The organism is Weizmannia sp. FSL W8-0401, assembly GCF_038009125.1.
Taxonomy (GTDB): domain Bacteria; phylum Bacillota; class Bacilli; order Bacillales; family Bacillaceae_C; genus Weizmannia; species Weizmannia coagulans.
The window spans coordinates 2,184,588-2,210,663 of the sequence record NZ_JBBPAG010000001.1 but is presented as its reverse complement, the minus strand read 5'-3'; the positions used below and the strand labels follow the sequence as shown (position 1 = coordinate 2,210,663).

21 protein-coding genes, 2 pseudogenes, 1 riboswitch and 1 other annotated feature are annotated in these 26,076 nt (G+C 47.4%); of the genes and pseudogenes, 17 read left to right on the top strand and 6 right to left on the bottom strand.

What is annotated here, in order from left to right; genetic code table 11:
• The first annotated feature begins 3 nt into the window (after nucleotides 1-3).
• Both NSU00_RS10780 and ltrA read left to right on the top strand, forming a co-directional pair.
• On the top strand, nucleotides 4-1,281 hold the full coding sequence (locus NSU00_RS10780) for a glycoside hydrolase family 3 N-terminal domain-containing protein (RefSeq protein ID WP_340703672.1): 1,278 nt from the start codon (nucleotides 4-6) through the stop codon (nucleotides 1,279-1,281).
• A 438-nt stretch (nucleotides 1,282-1,719) separates the two neighbouring features.
• Nucleotides 1,720-2,607: a group II intron reverse transcriptase/maturase gene (gene ltrA, locus NSU00_RS10775; RefSeq protein ID WP_445684490.1), complete on the top strand. Its 888-nt coding sequence runs from the start codon at nucleotides 1,720-1,722 to the stop codon at nucleotides 2,605-2,607.
• A gap of 659 nt (nucleotides 2,608-3,266) precedes the next feature.
• On the opposite strand, the gene NSU00_RS10770 is transcribed toward ltrA, so the two are convergent.
• Nucleotides 3,267-4,535 carry a radical SAM/SPASM domain-containing protein gene (locus NSU00_RS10770; RefSeq protein WP_235601913.1) on the bottom strand — a complete coding sequence of 423 codons (1,269 nt, stop codon included), beginning with the start codon at nucleotides 4,533-4,535 and terminating at the stop codon, nucleotides 3,267-3,269.
• Between the two features lie 348 nt (nucleotides 4,536-4,883).
• On the opposite strand from NSU00_RS10770, the gene NSU00_RS10765 reads away from it, so the two are divergent.
• Together NSU00_RS10765 and NSU00_RS10760 are read left to right on the top strand one after the other, a co-directional pair.
• Entirely contained in the window at nucleotides 4,884-5,093 is a 210-nt protein-coding gene (locus NSU00_RS10765) for a hypothetical protein (protein WP_340703671.1), read from the top strand.
• 75 nt (nucleotides 5,094-5,168) lie between these two features.
• Nucleotides 5,169-5,791: pseudogene (locus NSU00_RS10760) on the top strand (superoxide dismutase); the annotation flags it as partial.
• A 130-nt stretch (nucleotides 5,792-5,921) separates the two neighbouring features.
• Here the strand turns inward: NSU00_RS10760 and NSU00_RS10755 are convergent.
• Nucleotides 5,922-6,185 carry a glycerophosphodiester phosphodiesterase family protein gene (locus NSU00_RS10755; RefSeq protein ID WP_328221470.1) on the bottom strand — a complete coding sequence of 88 codons (264 nt, stop codon included), beginning with the start codon at nucleotides 6,183-6,185 and terminating at the stop codon, nucleotides 5,922-5,924.
• 437 nt (nucleotides 6,186-6,622) lie between these two features.
• Here NSU00_RS10755 and NSU00_RS10750 point away from each other — a divergent pair, with 437 nt between their 5' ends.
• Nucleotides 6,623-7,672, top strand: coding sequence for an IS630 family transposase (locus NSU00_RS10750; protein ID WP_340703670.1), 1,050 nt, complete (start codon nucleotides 6,623-6,625; stop codon nucleotides 7,670-7,672).
• Between the two features lie 12 nt (nucleotides 7,673-7,684).
• Here the strand turns inward: NSU00_RS10750 and NSU00_RS10745 are convergent.
• Nucleotides 7,685-8,404, bottom strand: a pseudogene (locus tag NSU00_RS10745) (RNA-guided endonuclease TnpB family protein); the annotation flags it as partial.
• Nucleotides 8,405-8,491: 87 nt separating this feature from the next.
• On the opposite strand from NSU00_RS10745, the gene NSU00_RS10740 reads away from it, so the two are divergent.
• Together NSU00_RS10740 and NSU00_RS10735 are read left to right on the top strand one after the other, a co-directional pair.
• Nucleotides 8,492-8,632 carry a ribbon-helix-helix protein, CopG family gene (locus NSU00_RS10740; protein WP_003352379.1) on the top strand — a complete coding sequence of 47 codons (141 nt, stop codon included), beginning with the start codon at nucleotides 8,492-8,494 and terminating at the stop codon, nucleotides 8,630-8,632.
• A gap of 187 nt (nucleotides 8,633-8,819) precedes the next feature.
• Nucleotides 8,820-9,218 (top strand): DNA mismatch repair protein MutT, encoded by a 399-nt coding sequence (locus tag NSU00_RS10735; RefSeq protein ID WP_235962371.1) that lies wholly within the window; start codon nucleotides 8,820-8,822, stop codon nucleotides 9,216-9,218.
• Between the two features lie 18 nt (nucleotides 9,219-9,236).
• Here the strand turns inward: NSU00_RS10735 and pckA are convergent, their stop codons facing one another.
• Nucleotides 9,237-10,823 (bottom strand): phosphoenolpyruvate carboxykinase (ATP), encoded by a 1,587-nt coding sequence (gene pckA / locus NSU00_RS10730; protein WP_181980992.1) that lies wholly within the window; start codon nucleotides 10,821-10,823, stop codon nucleotides 9,237-9,239.
• A 176-nt stretch (nucleotides 10,824-10,999) separates the two neighbouring features.
• Nucleotides 11,000-11,148: riboswitch (SAM riboswitch) on the top strand.
• Between the two features lie 144 nt (nucleotides 11,149-11,292).
• On the opposite strand from pckA, the gene metK reads away from it, so the two are divergent.
• Together metK and asnB are read left to right on the top strand one after the other, a co-directional pair.
• Nucleotides 11,293-12,504 (top strand): methionine adenosyltransferase, encoded by a 1,212-nt coding sequence (gene metK / locus NSU00_RS10725; protein WP_340703669.1) that lies wholly within the window; start codon nucleotides 11,293-11,295, stop codon nucleotides 12,502-12,504.
• Nucleotides 12,505-12,929: 425 nt separating this feature from the next.
• Nucleotides 12,930-14,828 carry an asparagine synthase (glutamine-hydrolyzing) gene (gene asnB / locus NSU00_RS10720; RefSeq protein ID WP_340702810.1) on the top strand — a complete coding sequence of 633 codons (1,899 nt, stop codon included), beginning with the start codon at nucleotides 12,930-12,932 and terminating at the stop codon, nucleotides 14,826-14,828.
• Nucleotides 14,829-15,041: 213 nt separating this feature from the next.
• Here the strand turns inward: asnB and NSU00_RS10715 are convergent, their stop codons facing one another.
• Nucleotides 15,042-15,557, bottom strand: coding sequence for a gamma carbonic anhydrase (locus NSU00_RS10715; RefSeq protein WP_013860015.1), 516 nt, complete (start codon nucleotides 15,555-15,557; stop codon nucleotides 15,042-15,044).
• Nucleotides 15,558-15,715: 158 nt separating this feature from the next.
• Between NSU00_RS10715 and NSU00_RS10710 the strand changes: the two genes are divergently transcribed.
• Together NSU00_RS10710 and NSU00_RS10705 are read left to right on the top strand one after the other, a co-directional pair.
• Complete coding sequence (locus tag NSU00_RS10710) at nucleotides 15,716-16,522, top strand: alpha/beta hydrolase (RefSeq protein WP_013860014.1); 807 nt, start codon at nucleotides 15,716-15,718, stop codon at nucleotides 16,520-16,522.
• Nucleotides 16,523-16,532: 10 nt separating this feature from the next.
• The gene (locus NSU00_RS10705) at nucleotides 16,533-17,627 is read left to right on the top strand and encodes a tetraprenyl-beta-curcumene synthase family protein (protein ID WP_340703668.1); all 1,095 of its coding nucleotides are present in this window, start codon (nucleotides 16,533-16,535) and stop codon (nucleotides 17,625-17,627) included.
• A gap of 154 nt (nucleotides 17,628-17,781) precedes the next feature.
• Here NSU00_RS10705 and NSU00_RS10700 read toward each other — a convergent pair whose 3' ends face one another.
• Nucleotides 17,782-18,354: a class I SAM-dependent methyltransferase gene (locus tag NSU00_RS10700; RefSeq protein ID WP_061567104.1), complete on the bottom strand. Its 573-nt coding sequence runs from the start codon at nucleotides 18,352-18,354 to the stop codon at nucleotides 17,782-17,784.
• Nucleotides 18,355-18,734: 380 nt separating this feature from the next.
• Here NSU00_RS10700 and NSU00_RS10695 point away from each other — a divergent pair, with 380 nt between their 5' ends.
• The 6 genes from NSU00_RS10695 to NSU00_RS10670 all read left to right on the top strand — a co-directional run bounded on the left by NSU00_RS10695 (nucleotide 18,735) and on the right by NSU00_RS10670 (nucleotide 25,640).
• Complete coding sequence (locus NSU00_RS10695; RefSeq protein WP_013860011.1) at nucleotides 18,735-19,010, top strand: YtzC family protein; 276 nt, start codon at nucleotides 18,735-18,737, stop codon at nucleotides 19,008-19,010.
• 330 nt (nucleotides 19,011-19,340) lie between these two features.
• Entirely contained in the window at nucleotides 19,341-20,528 is a 1,188-nt protein-coding gene (locus NSU00_RS10690) for an MDR family MFS transporter (protein ID WP_013860009.1), read from the top strand.
• A 54-nt stretch (nucleotides 20,529-20,582) separates the two neighbouring features.
• Nucleotides 20,583-20,789: a binding site (T-box leader), on the top strand.
• 69 nt (nucleotides 20,790-20,858) lie between these two features.
• Nucleotides 20,859-23,273 carry a leucine--tRNA ligase gene (gene leuS / locus NSU00_RS10685; RefSeq protein WP_340703667.1) on the top strand — a complete coding sequence of 805 codons (2,415 nt, stop codon included), beginning with the start codon at nucleotides 20,859-20,861 and terminating at the stop codon, nucleotides 23,271-23,273.
• A 125-nt stretch (nucleotides 23,274-23,398) separates the two neighbouring features.
• Complete coding sequence (locus tag NSU00_RS10680) at nucleotides 23,399-23,548, top strand: hypothetical protein (protein WP_019720669.1); 150 nt, start codon at nucleotides 23,399-23,401, stop codon at nucleotides 23,546-23,548.
• A gap of 52 nt (nucleotides 23,549-23,600) precedes the next feature.
• The gene (locus NSU00_RS10675) at nucleotides 23,601-23,786 is read left to right on the top strand and encodes a sporulation protein Cse60 (RefSeq protein WP_013860005.1); all 186 of its coding nucleotides are present in this window, start codon (nucleotides 23,601-23,603) and stop codon (nucleotides 23,784-23,786) included.
• A gap of 228 nt (nucleotides 23,787-24,014) precedes the next feature.
• Nucleotides 24,015-25,640: a putative polysaccharide biosynthesis protein gene (locus NSU00_RS10670; RefSeq protein ID WP_340703666.1), complete on the top strand. Its 1,626-nt coding sequence runs from the start codon at nucleotides 24,015-24,017 to the stop codon at nucleotides 25,638-25,640.
• The last annotated feature ends 436 nt before the right edge of the window (nucleotides 25,641-26,076 follow it).

The window sequence follows — 26,076 nt, the reverse complement described above, 5'->3', positions numbered from 1 at the left end:
ACCATGAAAAAAATTTCTTTTTTATTATGTTGTGTGATTGTGGTTGCAGGGGTGGTCGCAGCCTTACAACACGGCAGAAAAAGCGAAAACCCGAAACCGGCACGCGCGAAAGAAACGGTGCAAAAACCGGTGGCGTCAGAAGTTGAAAGGACTCCGGACAATAATCCGGTAAATATTAGCGAGCAAGCTGATGCACTTGTCAAGAAGATGACACTAAAAGAAAAAATCGGGCAAATGATGATGGTTGGCTTTTACGGTACTAAACCAGATTACGCTATCAACAACTTAATCCGGGAGCAAAAAATTGGTGGTGTGATCTATTTTGACCGCAATATGCAATCGCCAAAGCAAGTTGCTGAACTGAGCAACACCTTGCAGCATACCGCCGCAGCCGGCCAGCCCCATCACCTCCCCCTCCTTTTCGGCACTGACCAAGAGGGGGGAGAAATTTTGCGGATGAGAAGCAAAGTTTCGCCAATCCCATCCCAACAAGTACTTGGAAAGTCGGCCACTGCACGGGGCACTTACAATATCGCAAAAATAAACGGCAGCGAGCTGGCTGCAATGGGGATCCACCTCGATTTTGCACCGGTCCTTGATGTATCAGATCAGGACAGCCGCTCATTTGGCAGCGACCCGCTTAAAACGTACCAGTTTGGGCAAATGGCTGTAAAAGGGCTTAATGATGCAGGTGTCACAGCTGTTTTGAAGCATTTTCCCGGCAATGGCCGGGCAAAGACCGACCCGCATCTTGATACCTCAACGGTGCAGGCCGGCCGCACGGAACTGGAACAAACAGACATGGTCCCATTCAAAAAAATGATCCAGAATGAAAACGGCAGCCGATTTTTCGTGATGGTCACCCATGTGAAATATCCCGCTTACGATGCGGTGAAACCGGCAAGCATTTCCCCTGCCATTATCCAGAGTCTCTTGCGGGATCGCTTAAAATACCAGGGCATTGTCATATCCGATGACCTCGAAATGGGCGCCGTCAGCAATCATTATTCGTTTCAGAAATTGGGGAAGGAAGCAGTAAAAGCTGGCGTCGACATTTTGCTTGTCTGCCATGAATATGGACATCAGAAAGCCGTCTACCAAGGCATTCTTTCCGCTGTCCGCTCCGGGGAAATCAAGGAGTCACGAATTGACGAATCCGTCAGACGTATTGTCACATACAAATTGCAAAATCAGTATCCCGTTAAAGTGAATCCTGCTACAGCCGCCAAAACGGTAGGAAGCAGCGCCCATAAGAAATTGGTGGAAGAAAACCATTCATGAACCTAAAGCACGGTATCAAAACCGTGCTTTTTTCAGTGCGCCGTGCATGGCGATTCGCTAGGCGGTGTAAGTCCGCTATGGGGGTAGGTAGCGACCAACCATTAGCCAAGAGCAAGGGTGTCCATCGTGAGATGGAATCTGAAGGAAGCTGGAGGCAAAATTCTGACCCGAGGAACACGAACATCATTAGGCGTACTCTCACAGGGTAAGGCTGCTGAACAAGTCAAAGCCCAAAAGCTATCCGGATGTGGAAACGTAAATGGTGCGGGTACATGGAATGAAAGTGAATCACCTTACCACGGGAGGTCTCACGGACAGGTGGAAACAGAGTATGAAACCTGGTTGAAACAAGATTTGCCGTGAGAAGTCAGCAGAAGCCATAGTACGGAGATGCCTGGGGCATCGAAGGAAGGGCTGAACTAAAGGAAGTGGAAGTCAATGAAAGTTACCGAAGAAACGAACAAATGCAGAAAACAGGAAGAAACCTGCTGTCAAAAAGATACTGCGGAACAGGAAGGATATGACAGAGGGCATAGTTTCAAGAGGATAACCGAAAACAACACCACTAACACCAACAGACAGAACGAATGGTTGCTTGAACGAATCCTTTCAAGTAATAACCTGCACCGTGCCTATAAAAAGGTAAAGAAAAACAAAGGTGCGGGCGGTGTCGATGGAATGAAAACAGGTGAACTTTTGGCATACCTAACTGAACACCAGAGGGAACTCGTCCTCTCCATTCGAAATGGGACATACAAGCCCCAACCCGTTAGAAGGGTAGAAATACCAAAAGACAACGGAAAAACAAGGAAACTTGGAATACCAACGGTAGTGGACCGAGTCATCCAACAAGCCATTTCGCAGGTCCTAGTCCCTATATATGAAAGAAAGTTTTCAGACAATAGCTATGGTTTCCGACCACATAGAAGTACACATCAGGCACTTCTCAAGTGCCAAAGGAATGTAAATGAAGGATACCAGTATGTAGTAGATCTGGACTTAGAACAGTACTTTGACACGGTAAACCATAGTAAGCTTATCCAGATATTGAGTGAAACAATTCACGACGGACGTGTAATCTCCTTAATCCATAAATTCCTAAATGCAGGTGTTATGATCAAAGGGGTAAGGACAACAAATGATTTCGGTGTTCCACAAGGAGGACCACTAAGTCCGCTTCTTGCCAATGTAATGTTAAACGAATTGGATAAAGAAATGGAAGCAAGAAATCACCGATTTGTCCGTTACGCTGATGATGTGATCATATTCTGCAAAAGCCGAAGATGTTTTTTGCAAGAAAAAAGTGCAGAGTATTGCAGTATATAAATTCGTTTATACCGCATAAAAATTCAATCTGAATTCTCGCTATTAAGGGCTTGACATGGAGCCTCTGCAGCCATGATTCTTTTGCCAAGCGGCCAGCTGTAACAGATTTGGCAAACCCAAACAGGTTATCATGGCTACCCCTCCATGTAAAGCCCCTCTGCATAACCATTTGCATAGAAATTTTGCACATCTCTGCACTTTAATTTTGCAATAAACAGCCAGTCAGCATACACTTAAGTGAAAGTGCGCGTCATCCCATTTCCCCTACACACCTGATTCAGCAGCAGCAGACCAATTGCAAACAAGATAAACGATAGGTACATGAATCTCCTCACCATACGCCGTTACTTGAATCAGTGTTTAAACTCTTTTTCTTCCTGTTTGACTGCAAAATTATAAAAAAGAAACCTGTCAGACATAGATTCTGCTGTAACAGGTTTCTTTTTTACATTGGACACATTTACTGCATCAATATGATACAGATAATGCACCCATTGAGGCCGGGAACCAACTTATTTTAAGTTTCCCGGTATGGATTTCATAATTCTGCCGGATGCAGCATTTTCAACAGGAGATTTTGCAGGACGAATCACTTTCATTCTTTCTCACCACCTTTCACCGCTTCAGATGAATCAGACGGATATTGCCGGAACACGGTATTATGTCTCTTGTAAACTGTCTTTCCAAATCAGAGATAATACTTTTCTCATATTTTTCTTTTCATAGGGACAAGGTTTTTCTCCGGTTAGCATCCGGTAGTACGGGCAGTGGTTTCCCTGGCATGCCGGCCGGAAAAAGCATGACTGGCAGCCGGAGTCGGTTTCTTCTCCTGATGTTACCCATGTGGCAAGTTTGTCAAAATCAATTGCTAAGCTACCATCTTCATGGAGTTTGCCCACTTTATTGATCTCCTCATCAAGGCAGGTCGTACATTTATATAATTGTCCGTCAGCACCGATCACAAATGAATTTGGTTTGGCTGCATAGCAGACGGAAGCAGTTGGCATCATGGATCCTGATATAAGGGAACTCATGCCAAGCCCTCCATCGACAGCTTCTTCGGTAAATTCCCAAATCTTTTGATTGGAAATAATGTGGTTGCAAATCGGAAGTTCATCATCATGCTCCCCTCCCCATCTGCCCACCGGATGGAAAAAGAGGCCAAAGCGCTTATCATGTGCAAAGTAGGCTTTTAAGCAGGCAATCAGATTGCTGATTTCCTTTATATTTTCCTGGTCGAAATTCACGCGGATCGTGAAATCAAAATCCGCACTACATTCTTTTACCGCCCTCAGGTTTTCGATAATTTGATCAAAAGTACCGCCGCCGCCAGCCAGATGCCGGGTCCGGTCATGCATTTCACCAACACCGTCAATGGTCACCATGAACTGCCGGACATTCCAGGAAAGCAATTTTTCAAATGCTTCTTTTGTTAAAAAATAGCCATTCGTGACAACATCGGCAGAATACTGAATCTGGTTTTCCTGCGCAATGGATAAAAACGTATGGGACAAGTCCTCAATTAAAGGCATTTGCAACAGCGGTTCACCGCCGAACCAGCTGATATGTAAGTTTGACAATGTGCCGGCCCTGTCTTTTACGAGTGCTTTTACACCATTAACAATCCCGGGTTTCATTTTCCCGCGCTCAAATTTTTCATAACAGTATGTACAGCGGAAATTGCAGGCTTCCGTTACCAACAGAATCAGGTGCATCATATCTGTTCGGTGCATGGATTCATGCAGGAACAATGCCCTCCGTTTTTGATCCACATGGCCGGGAACGATAAAACCATGATCATATAAAGACTTTTTAACATCCGAATCCAATTCCGTAATCCCGGCCCTTTTCAGACAAGCCATGACTTCGGGCTTTTCGTCTTCTGAAAAACTGACAATAGCTCCTGTATAACTATTGTATAAAATCATGCCATGATCATCCGTACAAGATAATACGTTAAATCTTGATGGAACATAATGTGTGTCCAAAATGTGATGAACCTTCTTTCTATATGAATACTCCCCGCTTACCAACATATACCAAGGCTAATGGTATTTTTTTTTTTTAAAAATAGCAATATCCTTTCTGCTCTCCTTTTCTACAATTTAATGAAAAAACAATCTCCATTTATCAAAACGATCTCGATGAAAAGATCAAGCGGTTCCGCCCTTGTGCAATCAGCATCCTGTTCTTGCACGATTGAATGTTTGAAAGGCATTCAACCTTTCCGTTATCCGGCATATATTATGAACGACTAATATTGGGGAGGGCCTTCATTGTCAGAATATCATGCGTCATTAAAACAGTGGAGTGAAGAGATCGCAAAGACTTTTCATAAATCTGAAGATGTATTGCGGGAAAACGTCCAGAAAGAAAGGTTGGATGAATGGCAGGAAAATCTCCGCGAATTCCAAAAACTTCTTTCAACCAAAGAACCTTTGCAGGATGCGGATATTTACAACCGGGCGAACAAATTGTATACGTAATTCAATTCTTTTTTGGGAAAAAGCAGTGTTGCTAAGCCGGATGGAAATGGCGGTGCAGCGGCCCTGAAGGATGTGGTGCCAATTGGCGGGCATACCCTTCCGCCGCTTCCGTACGCTTATGATGCATTGGAACCCTATATCGCGCGTGAAATAATGAGGCTGCATCATGATAAACATCATCAAAGCTATGTGGATGGTTTAAACAGAGCAGAAAAAGAAATGCAAAAAGCCCGGGCAACCAATCACTACGGGCTCCTTAAGCATGGGAAAGAGAAGCTGCTTTTCACGGTGCCGGCCATTATTTGCACACCCTTTTTTGGAATATAATGAGCCCCAATGGCGGAGGGGAGCCGAAGGGAGATTTAGAGAGAACAATCCGGCAAACGTTTGGTGGCTTTGCTCATTTTAAAAAACATTTTTCAGAGGCAGCAAATCAGGTGGAAGGTGTCGGATGGGCCATATTGGTCTGGTCCCCACGTGCAAGGCGGCTTGAAATTCTGCAGGCTGAAAAACATCAAAATCTCAGCCAATGGGATGTCATACCGCTACTTGTTCTGGATGTATGGGAACACGCCTACTACCTCCAATACAAAAATGAAAGAAAGAAATACATTGAAAACTGGTGGCATGTTGTCAATTGGCAAGAGGTGGAGAATCGTTTCAAAGAAGCAGTGAAATTAAAGTGGCAGCCTTTTTAAGAGCCTCTGCCAAAATAAAAAATATCCCCTTGAGTGAGGCTTTGGAAGTCAAGTCCTGATTATTGTGTAAATTGAACAAAAAATGTTTCCGACTAATGGTGTGGCGCGAAAATGCCTTTATCTTATTCCTTCACCAATTGCGTAAAATCTGCGAAGATGGCGTCGACTTGCCATTTTTGCAGTTTTTATTTCGTTTCCCGGTTGTCTGGTTGTCTACAGTCCAAACGTGAACGGACAGCCCGTTATCGTGTGCGTGTTTGACAAAAGTTTCACTCAAATGATTCAGACTCGGGCCGACTCCATCCGCATAGGTTTTCACTTCATCAAAGTTCATTTTCAACGGACCGTCAAGCTGGGTCATTTCTGTATCCGGATATTTTTTAACAGAAAGCATTCAGGCTTTTGCGGAAAGACTCGATAACAACTTTCCCCTCACGGCTGTTTTTCCCGGATAAGCCATGGGGGCAAAGAACTTCCATAAGTTTCTGTACCATTGCATTGCCTGAATTTTTGATCTCGATATAATAGGGATCAGCTCTGAGGAGTAAAAATTTTTCGTGATAATTTAACTATTCCCCCCCCAAAAATGCGGCTAAATATGTAATAATTTAAATAATTAGAGCTTGCTGGACGAATATTTTGGCATGGCTTAGTGACAAGTCGAATACAAGCTAAAATTTGATTCGTTCAGCAAGCCCTAATTAAACTTGGCTGTTTTGAGGGGGTTTTTATTTTGGTTACTATATAAAACGAATTAATCATTTTTGCTCACTTCCTCGGTCCTTTTTTGGGTATATAGATTGTAACTATCCTAAAAAGGGCGGAGAAAAAATGTTGAATCAAGAACTTGAACAATTGCGAAACGCTATGCAAAACACAAGGGATAAACGTCTTTATGAGCGTTATCTCTCTGTGCTGTTACATTTAGAAGGCCGGACTTATCCAGAAATTGCCAAGATTATAGGACGTACCCGGCAAACGGTCATGAATTACTGTCATGCTTATGAAGAAGGAGGAATCTCCAGCCTTCAAATGAAAAAACCAACAGGTAAACCTGAGAAATTAACGGAAGATCAACAAAAGCAGTTGGCCGAAACCATTAGAAACAAAACCCCTGCAGAAGTTGGGTTCGAAGCAAAATACACTTGGACGCTCCCGTTAATCGCCGATTGGATCCAGCGTGAATTTCAACAGTCGTATACCCCAAGGGGCGTTTCTAAAATGTTACACCGGCTTGGGTTTAGCTATACAAAGGCCACATATACTTTGGCAAAAGCAGATCCTGAAGAGCAAAAAGCATTCAAAGAAGTCACTTTCCCAAAGCTAAAACAGCAACTGGAGAATGGGATCATCGATCACTTGTTGTTCGAAGATGAGGCATTCATCCGTGCTTATCAGGCTCTGCAGTATAACTGGTTCCCAAAAGGACAGCAGCGAAAAATCAAAACATACGGCCAGCATAAGGGTGCAAAGCTGTTCGCTGCCATAAACTATGAAACCGGCGAAATTACGCACTATGAAGAAGAAAAAAGTAATTCCTTGGCCTTTAGACGTTTTGTAGAACTCATTTTAAGTAAATACCCGCAAGGTAAAATTGTAATGGTTTTGGACAACAGCAAAGTGCATCAATCACAAATTATCAAGGATTTCCTGAAAGAAAATCCACGAATGGAATTTGTTTTTCTTCCTAAATACAGCCCTGAGTTGAACCCAGTGGAAGGATTATGGAAGTGGCTAAAGCAAGATGTCGTAAACAACGTCTTTTTCAGCAAATTTTACCAAATTCGCTCCCACGTGGCGGAATTTATGAAACAAGCCAGCCAAAAGAGCCAAGAAGTCATTGACCGGCTGCTTGTTAGATTAGAGATGTCAAAAACTTAAGTTCATCTTATATAGTCGTTGCTTGTTCCAACGTGCAGAACCTTTCTTTCTCCGAGAAAGAATTCGTTGTGCTTTTGCTAATTTATCTAAGGCTTGCCGATAGTAACGTGGGTAATTGGCTTTCTTACCCTGTTCACTCTCGACATATAGACCATCCATAGCAAAATCCAAACCAACAACTTTCTGTATTTTAACTGGACGAATATCTTTCTCATATTCTGTCAAAATTGAAATGTAGTATTTGCCTGTCTTTGTTTTAGAAATAGTGCAAGATTTGATTTTATAATCAGCAGGTATCTCTCTATGCTGTTTCATTTTTATTGGCTTTTTGATTTTTGGCAGTTTGATATGACCATTTTCTAGCTTAATATTTCCGTTGACCATATTAGTTGTATAGGATTGTTTTGCTTTACGATTTTTGAACTTTGGAAAATCCGCATTTCCTTCAAAGAAATTCTTATAAGCAGTCTGTAAGTTCATTTGTGCATTTGCCAAAGCTAAAGAATCCACTTCTTTTAGGAATGGAAATTCACTTTTATATTTTGCAGGGGTCGGAAACTTTTGCTTTTTAAGCAATTCTTTATCATCCTTGAACTTTTCATACGTTTCTTTGCGTTCAGCTAACATCTTATTGTAGACAAAGCGAACACAACCAAATGTCTTAGCTAATAATGCGGATTGTTCTTTGTTTGGTAACAAACGAAACTTGAAAGCTTTGTTTTGCTTGGCCATATCAATTCACCTCACTTTGTGCGGAAAAATTTCGTATATATTGATTATATCGTAAAAAATCCGTACAATCAATATGAGGTGATAATCATGAGAGAAGAGAAAGAACGTGTAGAAATTCGTATGCCTAAGACGATATTAGAAAAATTGGAGCAATATCAAAAAGAAAATGGGATTCCAACTAGAACAGCCGCAATCTTAGAATTGTTGAGAAAAGGATTGGAAAAATAACTTTGGCTAAAGCCAACCGAAATTCATCTCCCACCTACTCATTGGTGCGATTCGCACCTTCACATTCCTTGAGGATGGGAGATTTCTTTCGGAAAGCCGTTAAAAAGGGCCGGCCCAAGCGTCCGCCACAATGGAATACTTGAGGGAAAAGGGGCCGGCTTTTGCATTTGCTAAAAAAGGAGGAGGAATGCCAAAGATGGAAACGGGCTACAAAAAAGCTTGCGGCGCATATGCCGTCATTTTTGATGCGAAAAAAGAAAAAGTCGGGGTGGTGCCGTCGGGCAGCGGCTACAGGCTGCCGGGCGGGGAAATCAGCCGCGGGGAATCTGAACTTGCCTGCCTGATGCGGACAGTCGGCGCGGATCTTGAAATCGCGGGCTTTTTAGGCAAAGCGGCACAGGAAACGGGCGCGCGGTCCATGGATGAAGGCCTGTTTTATTTAGGAAAATGGGGACAGCCCCGCAAAGGAAGCCATAACCTGGAATGGCTCAACCTTCACGAGGCTGCGGAAAAAATGGCCGGCGCCCACCACCAATGGGCAGTGCAGGAAGGAATCAGCGCCGTCCAGGCAAGTACCTGGTTTTAGCCGGGCTCCCGCTTATGCTTAAATAAGCGGGCCGCCGAGTTTTTCAATATCATCCGGCACTGATGAAAATTGCCGGAAATTTTCTTTGAACCGGGCTGCAAGTTCGAACGCTTTTTCACGGTAAGCCCGCTTGTCCACCCATGTATCTTGCGGATAAAGGACTTTCTCCGGCACCCCTTCAATACGGGCCGGGATGTGCAGCCCGAAAATATCATCCTGCCGCGTTTCCACATTTTTCAGTTTGCCGTTTATCGCAGCCCGGACCATGGCCCGCGTATAGCTTAATTTCATGCGGGAACCGGTTCCGTACGGGCCGCCTGTCCAGCCGGTATTGACAAGAAATACCTGGACGTTGTGCCTGCCAATTTTCTCTCCGAGCATTTCCGCATAAACGGCGGGCTCAAGCGGCAAAAACGGCGCGCCGAAGCAAGTGGAGAACACAGCTTCCGGGCGCGTGACGCCGCGTTCGGTGCCGGCCAGTTTGGAAGTGTAACCGCTTAAGAAATGGTACATGGCCTGCTCTTTTGTCAGCCTGCTGATCGGCGGCAGGACACCGGACGCATCAGCCGTCAGGAATATAATGGTTGACGGATGGCCGGCCATGCCGGAACGGGCAATATTGCCGATGTTTTCAATCGGGTAAGCAGCCCTTGTATTTTCCGTCAGTGCATTGTTGCCATATTGCGGCCTACGGGACACCGGATCTACGACTACATTTTCAAGTACGGTCCCAAACCGGATTGCCCGGTAAATTTGCGGTTCTTTTTCTTCTGTAAGCCCGATGCACTTTGCATAGCATCCGCCTTCAATATTGAAGACGCCGCTGTCGGACCAGCCGTGCTCATCGTCCCCTATAAGCGCGCGCTCCGGATCGGCGGAAAGTGTCGTTTTCCCGGTCCCGGACAAGCCGAAAAACAGGGCCGTATCGCCGTTTTTCCCGGTATTGGCGGAGCAGTGCATGGGAAGGATGCCTTTTTGCGGCAGCAAATAATTCATGATGGAAAAAATGCTTTTTTTCATTTCGCCTGCATATTCCGTTCCGCCGATCAGAATCATCCGGCGTTCAAGTGAAATCATGATGAACGCTTCGGAATTCGTGCCGTCAAGCGCCGGGTCTGCTTTAAACAGCGGCGCGGAAAGAATGGTAAATTGCGCATCGTGTTGATTGAGTTCCTCCGCATCCGGCCGGATAAACAATTGATGCGCGAATAAATTATGCCAGGCGAACTCATTCACGGTCTGGATCGGAAGGCGGCTTTTTGGATCGGCACCCGCAAAACCTTTAAACACAAAAATTTCGTCTTTCCCTTTTAAATGCCGGACCATTTTTTCATAGAGCCTGTTGAACACGCCGGGAGATACCGGCTGGTTGATTTTGCCCCAGTCGACACGGTCTTTTGATTCGGAGTCGACGACAATAAATTTATCTTTCGGAGACCTTCCTGTGTATTTTCCTGTTGTAGCAGAAATGGCCCCTTCCGTTGTCAGCACAGCTTCTTTCCGTTCAATAATTTTTTCCATTAATTGCGGCACGGAAAGCTGCATGCGCACATTTTCCCCCGACAACAAAAACTTTAAATCGTCAGAAGCGCCAATCAGATCCATTTTCATAAACCGCCCCTTTGAATAACTTATTTCGCTTTAAACGATATCAGTATAACATATTCATCCGTTTATTACATACTTTTTTCCGGGAAAAATGCAGGGGGCAAAAGGGCAAATGGTGAAAAAAGCATTGACAGCGCCTGCTAAATTGCGTATGATTTTACTTTGAACGGATACTCTTATCCCGAGCTGGTGGAGGGACGGGCCCGATGAAACCCAGCAACCCGCCTCTGGAACAGGCAATGCGCTCGCAACGCAGCTGCCGCTTGACTTCCAGGCAAAGGTGCTAACCTGCAGCAAGGAATGTTTCCTTGAACGATAAGAGTGAAAGGCGCGATTGATTGAAGTCAAAACCTTTCCACTCATATGAATGGGAAAGGTTTTTATTTTTGGCTTTGTACTTAAAATGAATCGAGTTTAGGGTATGAGTACCGTTTCCAATATGTAACCATATAAGGAGGAAAAGCGGATGTTAAAAGGACGGCATTTGTTCACATCGGAATCGGTGACGGAAGGCCATCCGGACAAAATTTGCGACCAGATTTCCGATGCCATTTTGGATGCCATTTTAGAAAAAGACCCGAATGCCCGCGTTGCCTGCGAAACTACCGTCACGACAGGGCTCGTGCTCGTCACGGGGGAAATTTCCACCAATACATATGTGGATATTCCGAAAGTGGTGCGCAAGACCATTAAAGAGATTGGCTATACGCGCGCGAAATACGGTTTTGATGCGGAAACCTGCGCTGTTTTGACATCGATTGACGAACAGTCCGAGGATATTGCGCGCGGCGTTAACCAGGCTTTGGAAGCCCGCGAAGGCGGGATGAGCGATGAAGAGATTGAGGCAATCGGAGCCGGCGACCAGGGCCTGATGTTCGGGTTTGCCTGCAATGAGACAGAAGAGCTGATGCCGCTTCCCATTTCGCTTGCCCACAAGCTTGCCCGCCGTCTTGCTGAACTCCGCAAACATGAAGTGATCCCGTATTTGCGCCCGGATGCGAAGACACAGGTGACAGTTGAATATGATGAGAACAACCAGCCTGCCCGGATTGATACGATTGTCATTTCAACGCAGCATAATCCTGACATCAGTGCCGGGCAAATTCAGGAGGATATGAAAAAATACGTCATTGAACCGGTTGTGCCGGCAGACTTACTCGATGCGGATACAAAGTATTTGATTAATCCGACCGGCCGCTTTGTTATCGGCGGCCCTCAAGGGGATGCCGGGCTGACCGGCCGCAAAATCATTGTCGACACGTACGGCGGCTATGCACGCCACGGCGGCGGCGCATTTTCCGGGAAAGACCCGACGAAAGTGGACCGTTCCGCTGCTTATGCCGCCCGCTATGTTGCGAAAAATATTGTTGCGGCCGGCCTTGCGGAAAAATGTGAGGTACAGCTTGCGTATGCGATCGGGGTGGCGAAGCCCGTTTCCATTTCCATCGATACGTTTGGGACTGGAAAAGTTCCGGAAGAAGTGCTGATCGAGGCGGTTGAAGCCCATTTTGACCTGCGCCCGGCCGGCATTATCAAAATGCTCGACTTGCGCCGCCCGATTTACAGACAGACCGCTGCGTACGGGCATTTCGGCCGCGATGATTTGGATGTGCCTTGGGAAAAAACGGACAAAGCCGGGGCGTTGAATGAATTCGTCCGCAATCATATCGGAAAATAATGGGAAAAAGAGCGTGCCTGGTATACAGGCCGCTCTTTTTCATGCAGCGGGGGGAATAAGGGAGGCATTCGGAGGATAAAACGCCGGTGACGGGAAGCGCCCACATGCGGGGGCAGAGAATACAACGGATGGGGCTGTTTGACAGAAAGACCGGGAACAGAACCGGGGCGCTTATGATGAGCGTCTGCAACGCGGGCATAAGAACCGACCGGCGCAAAGTTTGGATGATGCGGTCCGGCCCATTTATTAGAAATCCTGTATGTCCCTTTTTTAACAAAATCCCTGCAAACTGCCGGAAAACATGCTAAACTATATTACATGTGCAGATTTTGGCCGTCAAATTTTGGCGGAAATGGATTTGTTTTTTCAAGAAATAAATTTACAATAGAAGTATATCGAAATGATTAAAGTAGGTGACTTTTTACATGTGCGGATTTATTGGCTGCGTCCATGACCATCCCGTTACATTATCAGACGAAGACAGGCAACGGTTTAAACAGATGAACCATATGATCGAGCACCGTGGCCCGGATGATGAAGGCTTTTATGAAGACGAACATATCCAGTTCGGTTTCAGGCGCCTGAGCATTATCGACATCGAGGCGGGGCACCAGCCTTTAACATACGAAAACGAACGGTACTGGATCATTTTTAATGGCGAAATTTATAATTATGTTGAATTGCGTGAAGAATTATTAAAAGAAGGGATGGCATTCGAAACGAATTCGGATACGGAAGTCATCCTTGCCATGTACAGCCGTTACGGCGAAAAAGCAATCGGGCGCCTGCGCGGGATGTTCGGATTTGCGATCTGGGATAAGCAGGAACAAACGCTGTGCGGCGCGCGCGACCCGTTCGGCATTAAACCGTTTTTCTATTATGAAGACGGCGATAAAATGTATTTCGGTTCCGAAAAGAAAAGCATTTTGCTTGCCATGGAAAAACCGGAACTCAATTATGATGCTGTCCAATACTATTTAACCTATCAATTTGTGCCGGAACCTTTCAGCATGACGAGTGGCATCCGAAAACTCGAACCGGGCCATTATTTTATGAAAAAAATCGGCAAACCGATGGAAATCAAACAGTTCTGGAAAGCTTCCTTCCACCCGGTCCATAAGAGCGAGGACGAATTTGTAAAAGAAGTACGCGATGTGCTTATCGATTCCGTAAAGGTACATATGCGCAGCGATGTACCGGTTGGCGCGTTCCTGTCGGGCGGGATCGATTCCTCGATTACGGCATCGATTGCAAAACAGTTCCACCCGGGCATTAAAACATTCTCCGTCGGATTCGAACGTGATGGCTACAGCGAGATCGATGTTGCCAAAGAAACGGCGGAAAAACTCGGTGTTGAAAATATCAGCTATGTGATCACGCCGGAGGAATATATGAAAGAACTGCCAAAAATTATTTGGCATATGGACGATCCGCTCGCAGATCCTGCTTGTGTTCCCCTTTATTTTGTGGCGCGCGAAGCAAGAAAGCATGTGACCGTTGTCCTGTCCGGCGAAGGCGCGGATGAATTGTTCGGCGGCTATAATATTTACCGTGAACCGCAGTCGCTTGAAGTTTTTGATAAAATTCCGGCTGCCGGAAAATCAATTTTGAAGGCTTTGGCGAAAGTGCTGCCGGAAGGGGTAAAAGGAAAGAGCTTTATCGAACGCGGTGTCACGCCAATGGAAGACCGTTATATCGGCAATGCGAAAATGTACACGGAAGAAGAAAAACGCGACTTGCTGTTGACTTATAACAACAGCCTTGACTACCGCGATATCACAAAGCCGCTGTACGATGAAACGAAAGGCTACGACCCGGTTGACCGGATGCAATATATCGATATCCATACGTGGATGCGCGGCGATATTTTGCTGAAGGCGGACCGGATGACGATGGCCCATTCGCTTGAACTGCGTGTGCCGTTTTTGGATAAAGAAGTGTTCCGGGTCGCTTCACAAATTCCGGCGGGCTTAAAAACGTCCCATAACACAACGAAGTATATTTTGCGAAAAGCAGTGGAAGGCATCGTGCCGGACCATGTGCTGAACCGGAAAAAACTCGGGTTCCCGGTTCCGATCCGCCACTGGCTGAAAGATGAAATGCATGATTGGGCGGTAGAGATCATCAAAACGAGCCCGACGGACGATATCATCAACAAACAATATGTATTAAGACTGCTGGAAGACCATTGTGCAGGCAAGCTGGATTACAGCCGGAAAATCTGGACCGTGCTGATTTTCATGCTGTGGCATGCCGTGTATATGGAAGACAAGTACGGTTTTCAAAAAGGAGCACAAGGGCGGCCTACGGGTGCTTCTCTGTAACAGAAAAAAGGGGGTCTGGCCCCGCTTCCGTAATCAATCGGAAACGGGGGCAGGCCCTTTATCGTATAACGCTTTTTTTCGCACATGCCCGCAAGCTTTGCATCGCGGCGGTTTTTAAACCCGGTTAGCAGTATGGCCCTATTTTTATCATGCTTTTTTCGCCTGTTTGCGGCTTAAAGCAATGCGGCTGCCGGTGCCCGCCGTTAACCTTTGTCAGCGCCCGGCGGCATTTTTATAGTACTGCGCTTTTTCAGCATATTCACGGACGATGCGGCGCATATCCTGGATATCTTTTTCGGTAAGCGCGCGGATCACTTTTGCCGGGCGGCCGAATGCAAGCGTATGCGGCGGGATCTTTTTCCCGGGCGTGACAAGGCTGCCGGCGCCAATAAAAGCGCCTTCCCCGATTTCGGCGCCGTCAAGGATGATTGAACCCATGCCGATCAAAGCTTTTGTCCGGACATGGCAGCTATGTAAAATCACCTGGTGGCCGACCGTCACTTCATCTTCCAGTATGAGCGGCGTTTGCGGGCTTTCGTGCAGGACGCAGTTATCCTGGACATTCACTTTTTGCCCGATTTTTACCGGTGCGACATCGCCGCGGATGACGGTCCCGAACCAGATGCCGGACTGGCCGCCGATTTCAACGTCCCCCGTAATGGCCACATTGTCTGCGATATAAGCAGTCGGCGCAATCAAAGGGGTTTTTCCATTGTAAGCATAGATCATTTCGTACCCTCCTATTTTTGATCTTTTCTTTTATCTTAAAGAATTGGGAACAAATTGTGAATAAATCGAGTTAAAAATGGCATATGTTTTTCAGAACAGAAGGATTATGGGTAAAATAAAAGCAGGATGGTTTCGCAGGTTTTGAAGGAGGCAGGAACATGTGGAAATGGGAAGCAGATGAAAACCCAAAAGCAGTCATCGTTATGGTCCATGGCGCGATGGAACATCACCGCCGCTACAGCTGGCTGATTGAGATGTGGAGATCAAGCGGCTATCATGTCGTGATGGGCGATCTTCCCGGCCATGGGATGACGTCGAGAGCAAAAAGGGGGCATATTGATTCCTTTGATGAATATACAACAGAGATAAAAGAGTGGGTGACGGCAGCATACCAGTTCGACCTCCCGATTTTTCTCCTCGGCCACAGCATGGGCGGGCTGGCGGTCATCCGGCTGCTTGAGAAGGAACATCTGAAAATTGCGGGGGTTATGCTTTCCTCGCCGTGCCTCGGGCTTGTCCAGTATCCTTCAAAGCTGCTCGGCCTGCTTTCAATCGGGTTAAACCGGATTGCCCCGGGCCTCCGCTTTAACAGCCCGCTGACCGTGCAAATGGCAACACGGAATAAGGATATTCAAATGCAGGCGGTCAACGATTCATTGATGCTGACAAAAGTGTCTGTCCGCTGGTACCGCGAGCTGCTCGCAGCCATGCGGCAGGCACACATGGATACCGTGCGGCTGCCGGACGTCCCGTTTCTTGTCATGCAGGCCGGAAGTGATAAAATTGTGGACAAGGGAGCTGTCGTGAATTGGTTTAACCAAACTTCCGTGTCCGAAAAATTATACAAAGAATGGCCGAAATGCTACCATGAAATTTTCAATGAACCGGAGAGGGAAGATGTTTTCCTTTATGCGAAAAATTTTGTGGAAAACCGGCTCCGCACGTTAGGCTATATATTAGAATGAGGTGACGCTTGTGACAATCCCATCCTATCCGATCTCATTAATGGCGCAAGTTTACCGCCGGGTGATGCCGGCTGTCCACCATGAACTCCATTACTGGCGGGAAAAGGCACGCCGGATTCCCAATGATGAATTAAAGACACAGGCGCTCGCCAGCATTCAGCATAAAACGTTCCACTGCGAAGGCGGGTCGATTCTCGGCCTTTTGGCAATGGAAGAGCGGACAGCGGCTTTCCGGTTTATTGTCGCATACCAGACGATCAGCGACTATCTTGATAATTTATGCGACCGCAGCACATCGCTTGACCCGGTTGATTTCCGGGCGCTGCACGAGTCCATGTCCGATGCGCTTACGGTCGGCGCACCGTTGAAAAATTATTACCGGCACAGGCAGGACCAGGATGACGGCGGTTATTTGCATGAACTCGTGCGGACATGCCAGGTTGTGTTGAGCCGCATCCCCCAATATAAAGCCATTCAGCCTTATTTACTGGAACTTTGCCGTTATTATTCGGATCTGCAGGTACATAAACATGTGCGCGTAGAGGAACGGGTGCCGCGGCTAAAGGAATGGTTTTTGCACTACAAGGCGGATTTTCCGGATATGGAATGGTATGAATTTTCCGCCTGTTCCGGCTCGACCCTCGGGATTTTCTGCCTTGTTTCCTATGCGCTCCGGGATGATTTCCGCCCTGAATATGCGAAAATTATCCGTGACGGGTATTTTCCTTATATTCAGGGGCTGCATATTTTGCTGGATTATTTTATCGACCAGGACGAAGACAAAAAAGGCGGGGATTTGAATTTTTGTTTTTATTACCCGGGAGAAGAAGAGCTGTTTAAGCGGCTGAAGCATTTCTTGCAGGAGGCGGATAAACATACGGCCCGGCTTCCGAATGAAAAATTCCATAAGCTGATTAACCGGGGGCTTTTGGCTGTTTATTTGTCAGATGAAAAGGTGAGGAAGCAGCGGAACGTTCAGAAATTGTCGCGGAAAATGATCAAATTTGCCGGCTCGATCAGTTTATTCTTTTATGTTAACGGAAAAATGTACCGCGCCATCAAAAACATGATCCCGGCCAGCCTGGCAAAAACAATTGTAAAATAAGCCGGCGGATGGAAACGGGAAAGGGCGGATGGTTTGCCTGGTTACAGAATTCATACCGGAGCACATGCATTTTTTCCGTCCGGGCTTTTTGCTAACCAGGAGCCGGCCGTGTTTATACGCGATTGAAAAAAGGGATTCGTACCCGTCCGCTTTGTTACCGTTTTTGGACGGCAATGAGAAAAGGCGGATGGTTTGCCTGGTTAAGGAATTCATACCGGAGCACATGCGCCTTTTTCTGGTCGAGCTGTTTTACATAATCGAGGAGCCGGTCACGTTCGTATGCGCCGCCTTCATGCCCGTGGTAAACCACAACTGCGATGATCCCGCCGGTTTCAAGCATGGGGAAAATCTGCCCGAGTGCGGCAATGGTTGACTCCGGCCGGGTAATGACCGTTTTGTCGCTGTCCGGCAAGTAGCCAAGATTGAACACCGCTCCGCTGATTTTGCCGTGCAGCGATGCCGGGATGCATTCGCCGGCATGTTCATGGCCGGTGCAGAAAAGTTCGGCGCGCGTAACGAGGCCTTCTTTCTCCAGGCGTTCCTTTGTCCGTTTTACCGCTTCCGGCTGGATATCAAAAGCAAACACTTTTCCGCTTTTTCCAACCCGTTTGGCGAGAAAAACGGTATCATGCCCGTTCCCGGCCGTGGCATCAATGGCAAAACTGCCTTCTTTCACGGCTTTTTCCAACAGTGAATGGGCAAATGGAAGAACAGGAAGCATATTCATCTTTGCAACATCTCCATTTTTTGATTGGTCTACAGGCGGAAGTTGAACGCCTGTTTCTTTTTTACCGTAAAAAGGCATAAGTGACACGTTAAAAATCATGTTTTACATCAAATTTCCATTCTAACAGGAATGCCGGAATGAACACGGCAAAATCGTTCTTATTCTTCAGACATGCAGGCTCGCGCGCCAAAATGGTAATAAACCGTCTTTCTGCAGCGCGCTCTTTTGCATTTTACCATGAACGGATGCAGGTGCAAAGGTGGGCGGATTCGGAATTGCTGTCCGGAAGAAACTCCCAATGCGCAGGGGAAACAATTTTTCTGCACGGGGCATCATACAAATGAAGCTTGTACGCTTCAAAGCATAAAGGGGGAATCGTGATGGCCACACGGGAAGCAGTCGAAAATTGTATCAACCGATGCGAGCAAGCCGTTCAATCGGCACGTGAGCAATTTGCGGAAGGCAACCGCCAGGAAAACTACGGCTATTATGATTTTTCGGAGCCGTTAACAGAGCTGGAAGACGCTTATAACGAGCTTTGCAAACTGGCGATCAGTGCCAATTCCCAGCAGCGCGAGCGCCTCCACCGTATGCGCCTTGTGATTCAGCAGCTGCAAAACGAGATGATTTTGCAGGAACATGAACCGACCATGTAATTGCCGGCAAAAACGAAGCTTGCGGGAGCAAAATTGCCGATAAGCAAAACAGAAAAGCCAGGCAAGATACTCCTGCGCAAAATCCGGCGTGAACAACGGGAATATGGGAACGGTTTCGGCACGGCAACTTGGGAAAAACAGCAAGTAAAGCCGGCCGGATTCATGAAAGCGGGATAAGGCACGGGCCTTATCCCGCTTTCCATGCAAATGGCGGCGCAAACAGAGGGCGGGAATTGCCATAATATTTATATTTTGCAAGAATGCTTGTAACTGCCGGGAAAAATCCCTACAATTTCCTTTGACCGATTCATTAGCAGGGGGGCATTCATTTTGCCAAAAACTGTGTGGCTGCTCGTCATTGGCATGGCTGTCAATATGACTGGCGCTTCTTTTTTGTGGCCGTTAAATTCAATCTATATTCACGATCATCTCGGCAAATCGCTGTTTATCGCCGGGCTCGTGCTCATGCTGAATCATTTTACAAGCGTCATCGGCAGTCTTTTGGGCGGCTATTTGCATGATAAAATCGGGGGTTATCGTTCCGTGCTGCTTGGCGGCCTGATTTCCGCCGTTGCGCTTGCCGGCTTGACATGGAACCACGCTTGGCCGGATTATGTATTTTTCCTCGGCGCAATCGGGCTCGGTTCCGGCATGATCGGCCCGGCGATCCTTGCAATGGCGGGCGCGGCTTGGAAAGGCGGAGGGAGAAAAGCGTTCAATGCCATCTATGTCGCCAACAACATCGGGGTTGCACTCGGTGCCGCGCTGGGCGGTGTGATTGCCTCTTATTCCATTGACCTTATTTTTGCAGCGAATCTTGCACTTTTTCTCGTTTTTATGGCGATTGCCATCTTCGGCTACCGGAATATTGCCGAAAAACATGCTGGGTATGCGGGAGCAGCCGCTGTTTCTGCCAAAAGTGCAGGAAGGGCGCAAGTGGCATCCCTCATCATATTATGCTTTGCTTATTTCCTGGCATGGACGGCGTACACGCAATGGACGGCTACGATTTCCACTTATACGCAGACGCTTCATATATCGCTGAACAAGTACAGCTTTCTTTGGACATTGAACGGCGCGATCATCGTGCTCGGCCAGCCGCTCCTTTTGCCGTTTTTAAAGCGGTTCTTGCCGGAAGTAAAACAGCAAATTGTTGCTGGGACGGCCATTTTTATGCTGTCATTCGCTGTCGTTGCCTTTGCCGGGCATTTTCCCGGTTTTGCAGTGGCAATGGGCATTTTAACGGTCGGGGAAATGCTTGTCTGGCCGGCTGTGCCCGCAGTTGCCAATACGCTTTCGCCGAAAGGGCGGGAAGGGTTTTACCAGGGCATCATTAACAGTGTCGCAACATGCGGCAGAATGATTGGCCCTGTTGTAGGCGGGTTTGTCGCAGATGCATTCGGCATGAAGGCATTGTTCGGATTGCTCATTTTCTTTCTCGCCGTTTCCCTTTTACTGGCCTTGTTGTATGACCGCCCGCTCGCAAAAAAACCGCATTCTGAGGTGGCAGGAAAATAATGTTGAAACCGGGAATGAATTTCTGTAAAATAGGATATAAATTGAATAAACGATAGAAGAACGTTGACAAGGAGCAGTAACGGCGGCACTGAAACAAGAGAATTGGCGGGAGGTGCAAGCCAATCAGGGAACCCCGTGAACTCGCCTTTGAGTTGCAAATATGAACCCGTTTTAGTATTTGCCGTATTCCGCGTTAAGGACTTAAAGTGAGTGCTTGCACTAATTTGGGTGGTACCGCGGGAGAACCCTCTCGTCCCTTTTTCGTGGGATGGGAGGTTTTTTGTGTTGCTTTGTTGTCAATGTCGATACATAAAAAAGGAGGAGTCTGTCATGAGTTTTGACCACCGGAAAATCGAAAAGAAATGGCAGCATTACTGGGAAGAACATCAAACGTTCCGTGCCGGTGAAGACGAAAATAAACCAAAATTTTACTGCCTGGATATGTTTCCGTACCCGTCGGGGGCGGGCCTCCACGTCGGGCACCCGGAAGGATATACGGCGACCGACATCATCTCGCGGGCGAAACGGATGCAAGGGTATAATGTGCTCCATCCGATGGGCTGGGATGCATTCGGGCTTCCGGCTGAGCAGTATGCGATTGATACCGGCAATGATCCGGCTGTTTTCACGATTCAAAATATCCATACATTCCGCCGCCAGATCAAAGCGCTCGGGTTTTCCTATGATTGGGACAGGGAAATCAACACATCTGATCCGGAATATTATAAATGGACGCAGTGGATTTTTCTGCAGCTGTGGAAAAACGGGCTTGCTTATATTGATGAAGTGCCGGTCAACTGGTGCCCTGAGCTCGGAACCGTGCTTGCAAACGAAGAAGTCATTGACGGCAAGAGCGAACGCGGCGGGCATCCGGTCATCCGCAAACCGATGCGCCAGTGGATGCTGAAAATTACCGCCTACGCGGACCGCCTTCTTGAAGACCTCGAGGAACTGGACTGGCCGGAAAGCATTAAGGATATGCAGCGCAACTGGATCGGCCGTTCGGAAGGGGCGGAAGTGACATTCCAGGTTGAAGGCACAAATGAAACGTTCACCGTCTTCACGACCCGCCCGGATACGCTGTTCGGGGCGACCTACGCCGTGCTTGCGCCGGAACACCCGCTTGTGAATAAAATTAAAACGAAAGAGCAGGCCGAAGCGGTCCAGGCTTACATTGCCCAGGTGCAGTCAAAAAGCGACCTCGAACGGACCGACCTTGCGAAAGAAAAAACCGGCGTATTTACAGGGGCATATGCCGTGAACCCTGCCAACGGCGAAAAAATGCCAATCTGGATTGCCGATTATGTATTAATGAGCTACGGGACAGGCGCAATCATGGCGGTGCCGGCCCATGACGAACGCGACTATGAATTTGCCCGCAAATTCAATTTGCCGATAAAAGAAGTCGTCGCAGGCGGCAATGTTGAAAAAGAAGCCTATACCGGCGACGGCGAACACGTCCATTCCGGGTTTTTAAACGGGCTGGGCAAGCAGGCAGCCATTAAACGCATGATCGAATGGCTTGAAGAAAAAGGGATTGGGCAGAAAAAAGTGACATACCGCCTGCGTGACTGGCTGTTCAGCCGCCAGCGTTACTGGGGCGAGCCGATCCCGGTCATCCACTGGGAAGACGGGACCATAACTGCCGTGCCGGAAGAAGAGCTGCCGCTCATACTTCCGAAAATGAGGGAAATCAAACCGAGCGGAACAGGCGAATCACCGCTTGCAAATGTTGAAGAATGGGTCAATGTTGTGGATCCGGAAACAGGGAAAAAAGGCCGGCGCGAAACAAACACGATGCCGCAATGGGCAGGAAGCTGCTGGTACTTCCTCCGTTTCATCGATCCGAAAAACCGCAAAGCGATTGCCGATCCGGAAAAACTGAAAAAATGGCTGCCGGTTGACCTTTACATCGGCGGGGCTGAGCATGCGGTGCTTCACTTGCTGTATGCCCGCTTCTGGCATAAATTTTTGTACGATATCGGCGTTGTGCCGACGAAAGAGCCATTCCAAAGATTGTTCAACCAGGGCATGATCCTTGGCGAGAACCATGAAAAGATGAGCAAATCGCGCGGCAATGTCGTCAATCCGGATGACATTCTTGAGTCGCACGGGGCAGATACGCTCAGGCTGTACGAAATGTTCATGGGCCCTTTGGATGCTTCGATTCCATGGTCGACAAACGGCCTTGACGGTTCCCGCCGCTTCCTTGACAGGATCTGGCGCCTGTTTGTGAATGAAGACGGCAGCCTGTCAGAAAAAATCCAGGACAAGGCCAATCCGGCACTTGAAAAAACGTATCATCTGACGGTCAAAAAAGTGACGGAAGATATCGATGCCCTTCATTTTAACACGGCCATTTCGCAATTAATGGTGTTTATCAACGATGCCTATAAAGCGGAAGTCATACCGAAAACGTATGTGGAAGGCTTCGTCAAGCTGCTGTCGCCGTTTTGCCCGCATATTGCCGAAGAACTGTGGGAAAAACTCGGCCACAGCGGCACGATCACATATGAAGCATGGCCTTCTTTTGATGCTTCAAAACTCGTCGACAATGAAGTGGAAATTGTCCTCCAGGTGAACGGCAAAGTCCGTAACAAAGTGAAGATCGACCGCAACATGAGCCGCGATGACATGGAAAAACTCGCGCTTGCGGATGAAAAAATCAAAGAGTTTACGGAAGGAAAAACGATTCGCAAGATCATTGCCGTGCCGGGCAAACTTGTCAACATTGTGGCAAACTAATGGATTTCCGGAAAACGGGGCTTTACGGTGAAATGGCCGTAAGCCCCATTTTTTATGCGTGAAATTCATAATTTGTTTGTGAAATAGCAAACTAGGACTATCAACCACAAAAAAGGGGAAAAAAGATGGTTCTTTTATTTTCACTTTTGGCAGGGGCGGGACTGGCATATTTATCCCGCGCGCTGTTTCAGGCAGAAAAAATGAAATCATTGCTGCTTTACTTATGGTTATATTACTGGACAATCAATTTTTTAAAAATCGAAGCGCCTGATTAAAATGTTCTGAAATTGGAGATAATAGAAATAAATAAAACAGGGAGGGGCCACAATGGTACAGGTTAAACTTTTTGATTGTGAACATGAGAAAGACCTTGAGGAGAGCATGAATACGTTTTTGGAAAAAATCAGCGAAGACCAGCTCATTGATGTCAAATATAATATTGCCGCCATGGTGGAGCCGGAGGACGACGACCAGATTTACTGTTTTTCGGCGATGATTTTATACCATAAATAAAGCGGGGTTGCCTGGCCCGGATTTTTTTCGTCCACACGATTGTAAAATATGATCCATGGCAGCTGCAGCCCCAATTGCCATCCATCCCGCCGCCTGTCCGCGAAAAAAATTCTTCATAAAAAAATTGTCAAGCGGGTATGTTCGCGGTACACTACATTATAGTGTGTGAAAAAAGGCCCGTCCGCATCAGGGGCGGCCGGAAGATCATTTCGGGCGGGAAGGGATTTTATGTCTTCAAAATTATTGCGCGGCACGTTTATTTTAACACTTGGGACGATCATTTCGAAAATTCTCGGGGTATTCTATGTGATTCCGTTTGATGCGATTATCGGCGGATCGGGACCGGAGGCACTCTATCAGTTCGGATATGTCCCTTACAATATTTTTATCAGCATTTCCACGGCAGGCGTCCCGCTTGCTGTCGCAAAATATGTGGCAAAATACAATGCGCTGGAAGAATATGCGGTCAGCCGGAAGCTGTTCAGGTCGAGCATGTATTTAATGATTGTGACCGGTATTGCCGGCTTTCTTGTGATGTATGTTTTTGCCCCGTATTTTACGGATTTGGCGATGGCCGGCAAGCAGGAAGCGCAGGTTTTCTCAAAAGCCGATGTGACGGTGGTGATCCGGGCGGTCAGTTTTGCGCTGATCATTATTCCGGTGATGAGCCTGATTCGCGGTTTTTTCCAGGGGCACCAGTCAATGGGGCCTTCTGCTGTTTCCCAGGTTGTGGAGCAGGTTGTCCGGATTTTATTTATGCTGATCGGTGCTTACGTGATTTTGCATATCCTTCACGGCAGCATCGTGTCCGCCATCAGCGCGGCAACATTTGCGGCTTTTGTCGGCGGGATGGCGAGCCTGTTTGTGCTCATTTGGTACTGGTTCAAACGAAAACCGCATCTTGACCGGCTGCTTGAACAGGACAAAGGTACAATGCATGTTTCGATCCCCACGCTGTATAAAGAAATCATCCTTTCTGCTTTGCCGTTTGTATTTGTCGGGATCGCCAATTCGCTTTACCAAATGGTTGACCAGCTGACAGTGAAGCGCGGTATGGAAGCGGTCGGGCTCGGGAAAATGTGGCAGACGCAGCTCGGGATGTTGAATTTCCAGTCGCACAAGCTTGTCATCATTCCGGTCTCCCTTGCGACCGCCTTTTCCATGACGCTTGTTCCGATGATTACGGAAGCTTTCGCAAAAAGGGAGCGCGATATGCTCGTCCGATCTGTTGACCAGACATTGCAGGTGCTGCTTTTTATTACGGTGCCGGCTGCGCTTGGGATGTCGCTTTTGGCCAAGCCTATTTTTGCGATTTTTTATAATACGGATAACGCCGTCTCGGTCAGCGTGCTGATGCATTATGCGCCGGTTGCTATTTTGTTCTCGCTTTATTCCGTGACGGCGGCGATCATGCAGGGGATCAATGAGCAGCGCTGGACGATTTTAAGCTTGCTCGTCGGGCTTTTGTTAAAATTAAGCCTGAATATCCCGCTGATCAAAATGTTTGGGATTCTCGGCGCAGTCTACGCCACGGCAATCGGTTATACAGCGTCGATTCTGATCAGCTTTATTGTGATCAAACTTTTCGCAGCCTATCCGTATCGGGCAGTGATCCGGCGCACGATCTTGATTCTGATTTTTAATGCCGTCATGCTGGCGGTGACCGGTGCCGTATATAAAGGGCTCACGCTTGTGCTTTCGCCTTCTTCAAGGTGGCAGGCATTGCTGATTGTCACGATTTGCGCCGCGGCCGGTGCGGTTGTTTATGCCTACCTTGGCCTGAAATCGAAACTTGCGGACAAGCTGTTCGGCGTAAGGATTCAACGCGTGAAGGCCAGGTTGCATATGCGGTAAGGAAACGGGGTGTGTGCGGCAGGAAGCTGGCTTGCGGGCAAGACGCGGGATAAAGTTGTGTATCTGGCTGTTTTATCGTGACAGCGGGATTGCAAGCTGCGGTAAAAAGCTGGACTTCCTGGCGTTTTCGGTTGTTCAACCGTTTAGCCGTGGGCTACAAACGGGAGTAAAAAGCTGCCCCCTCTTTAGCGGATAGGTTTCCGGTGTCAGGGTTTAATGCGTGGAGGCGGGTTTTCAAGCGGGAGTAAAAGCTGAATCCCACTTTAGCGGATAGGTGCCCGGTGTCAGGGTTTAATAGATGGAGGCAGGATTTCATATTTGGGTAAAAAGTTGGTGCAGGGAAGGCAAAACGGATATAAGGGTGAGGCGCATTTAACTTGTGAGATGGCGTTGTGGTAAAAGAAAATGGCGGGGATAAAAGGCTCTTAAACATGCT

Coding starts and splice junctions, on each gene's coding strand:
- NSU00_RS10780 (WP_340703672.1), top strand. CDS start 4: ATGAAAAAAATTTCTTTTTTATTATGTTGTGTGATTGTGGTTGCAGGG.
- ltrA (WP_445684490.1), top strand. CDS start 1,720: ATGAAAGTTACCGAAGAAACGAACAAATGCAGAAAACAGGAAGAAACC.
- NSU00_RS10770 (WP_235601913.1), bottom strand. CDS start 4,535: ATGATTTTATACAATAGTTATACAGGAGCTATTGTCAGTTTTTCAGAA.
- NSU00_RS10755 (WP_328221470.1), bottom strand. CDS start 6,185: ATGCTTTCTGTTAAAAAATATCCGGATACAGAAATGACCCAGCTTGAC.
- NSU00_RS10750 (WP_340703670.1), top strand. CDS start 6,623: ATGTTGAATCAAGAACTTGAACAATTGCGAAACGCTATGCAAAACACA.
- NSU00_RS10740 (WP_003352379.1), top strand. CDS start 8,492: ATGAGAGAAGAGAAAGAACGTGTAGAAATTCGTATGCCTAAGACGATA.
- NSU00_RS10735 (WP_235962371.1), top strand. CDS start 8,820: ATGCCAAAGATGGAAACGGGCTACAAAAAAGCTTGCGGCGCATATGCC.
- pckA (WP_181980992.1), bottom strand. CDS start 10,823: ATGGATCTGATTGGCGCTTCTGACGATTTAAAGTTTTTGTTGTCGGGG.
- metK (WP_340703669.1), top strand. CDS start 11,293: ATGTTAAAAGGACGGCATTTGTTCACATCGGAATCGGTGACGGAAGGC.
- asnB (WP_340702810.1), top strand. CDS start 12,930: ATGTGCGGATTTATTGGCTGCGTCCATGACCATCCCGTTACATTATCA.
- NSU00_RS10715 (WP_013860015.1), bottom strand. CDS start 15,557: ATGATCTATGCTTACAATGGAAAAACCCCTTTGATTGCGCCGACTGCT.
- NSU00_RS10710 (WP_013860014.1), top strand. CDS start 15,716: ATGTGGAAATGGGAAGCAGATGAAAACCCAAAAGCAGTCATCGTTATG.
- NSU00_RS10700 (WP_061567104.1), bottom strand. CDS start 18,354: ATGAATATGCTTCCTGTTCTTCCATTTGCCCATTCACTGTTGGAAAAA.
- NSU00_RS10695 (WP_013860011.1), top strand. CDS start 18,735: ATGGCCACACGGGAAGCAGTCGAAAATTGTATCAACCGATGCGAGCAA.
- leuS (WP_340703667.1), top strand. CDS start 20,859: ATGAGTTTTGACCACCGGAAAATCGAAAAGAAATGGCAGCATTACTGG.
- NSU00_RS10680 (WP_019720669.1), top strand. CDS start 23,399: ATGGTTCTTTTATTTTCACTTTTGGCAGGGGCGGGACTGGCATATTTA.
- NSU00_RS10675 (WP_013860005.1), top strand. CDS start 23,601: ATGGTACAGGTTAAACTTTTTGATTGTGAACATGAGAAAGACCTTGAG.
- NSU00_RS10670 (WP_340703666.1), top strand. CDS start 24,015: ATGTCTTCAAAATTATTGCGCGGCACGTTTATTTTAACACTTGGGACG.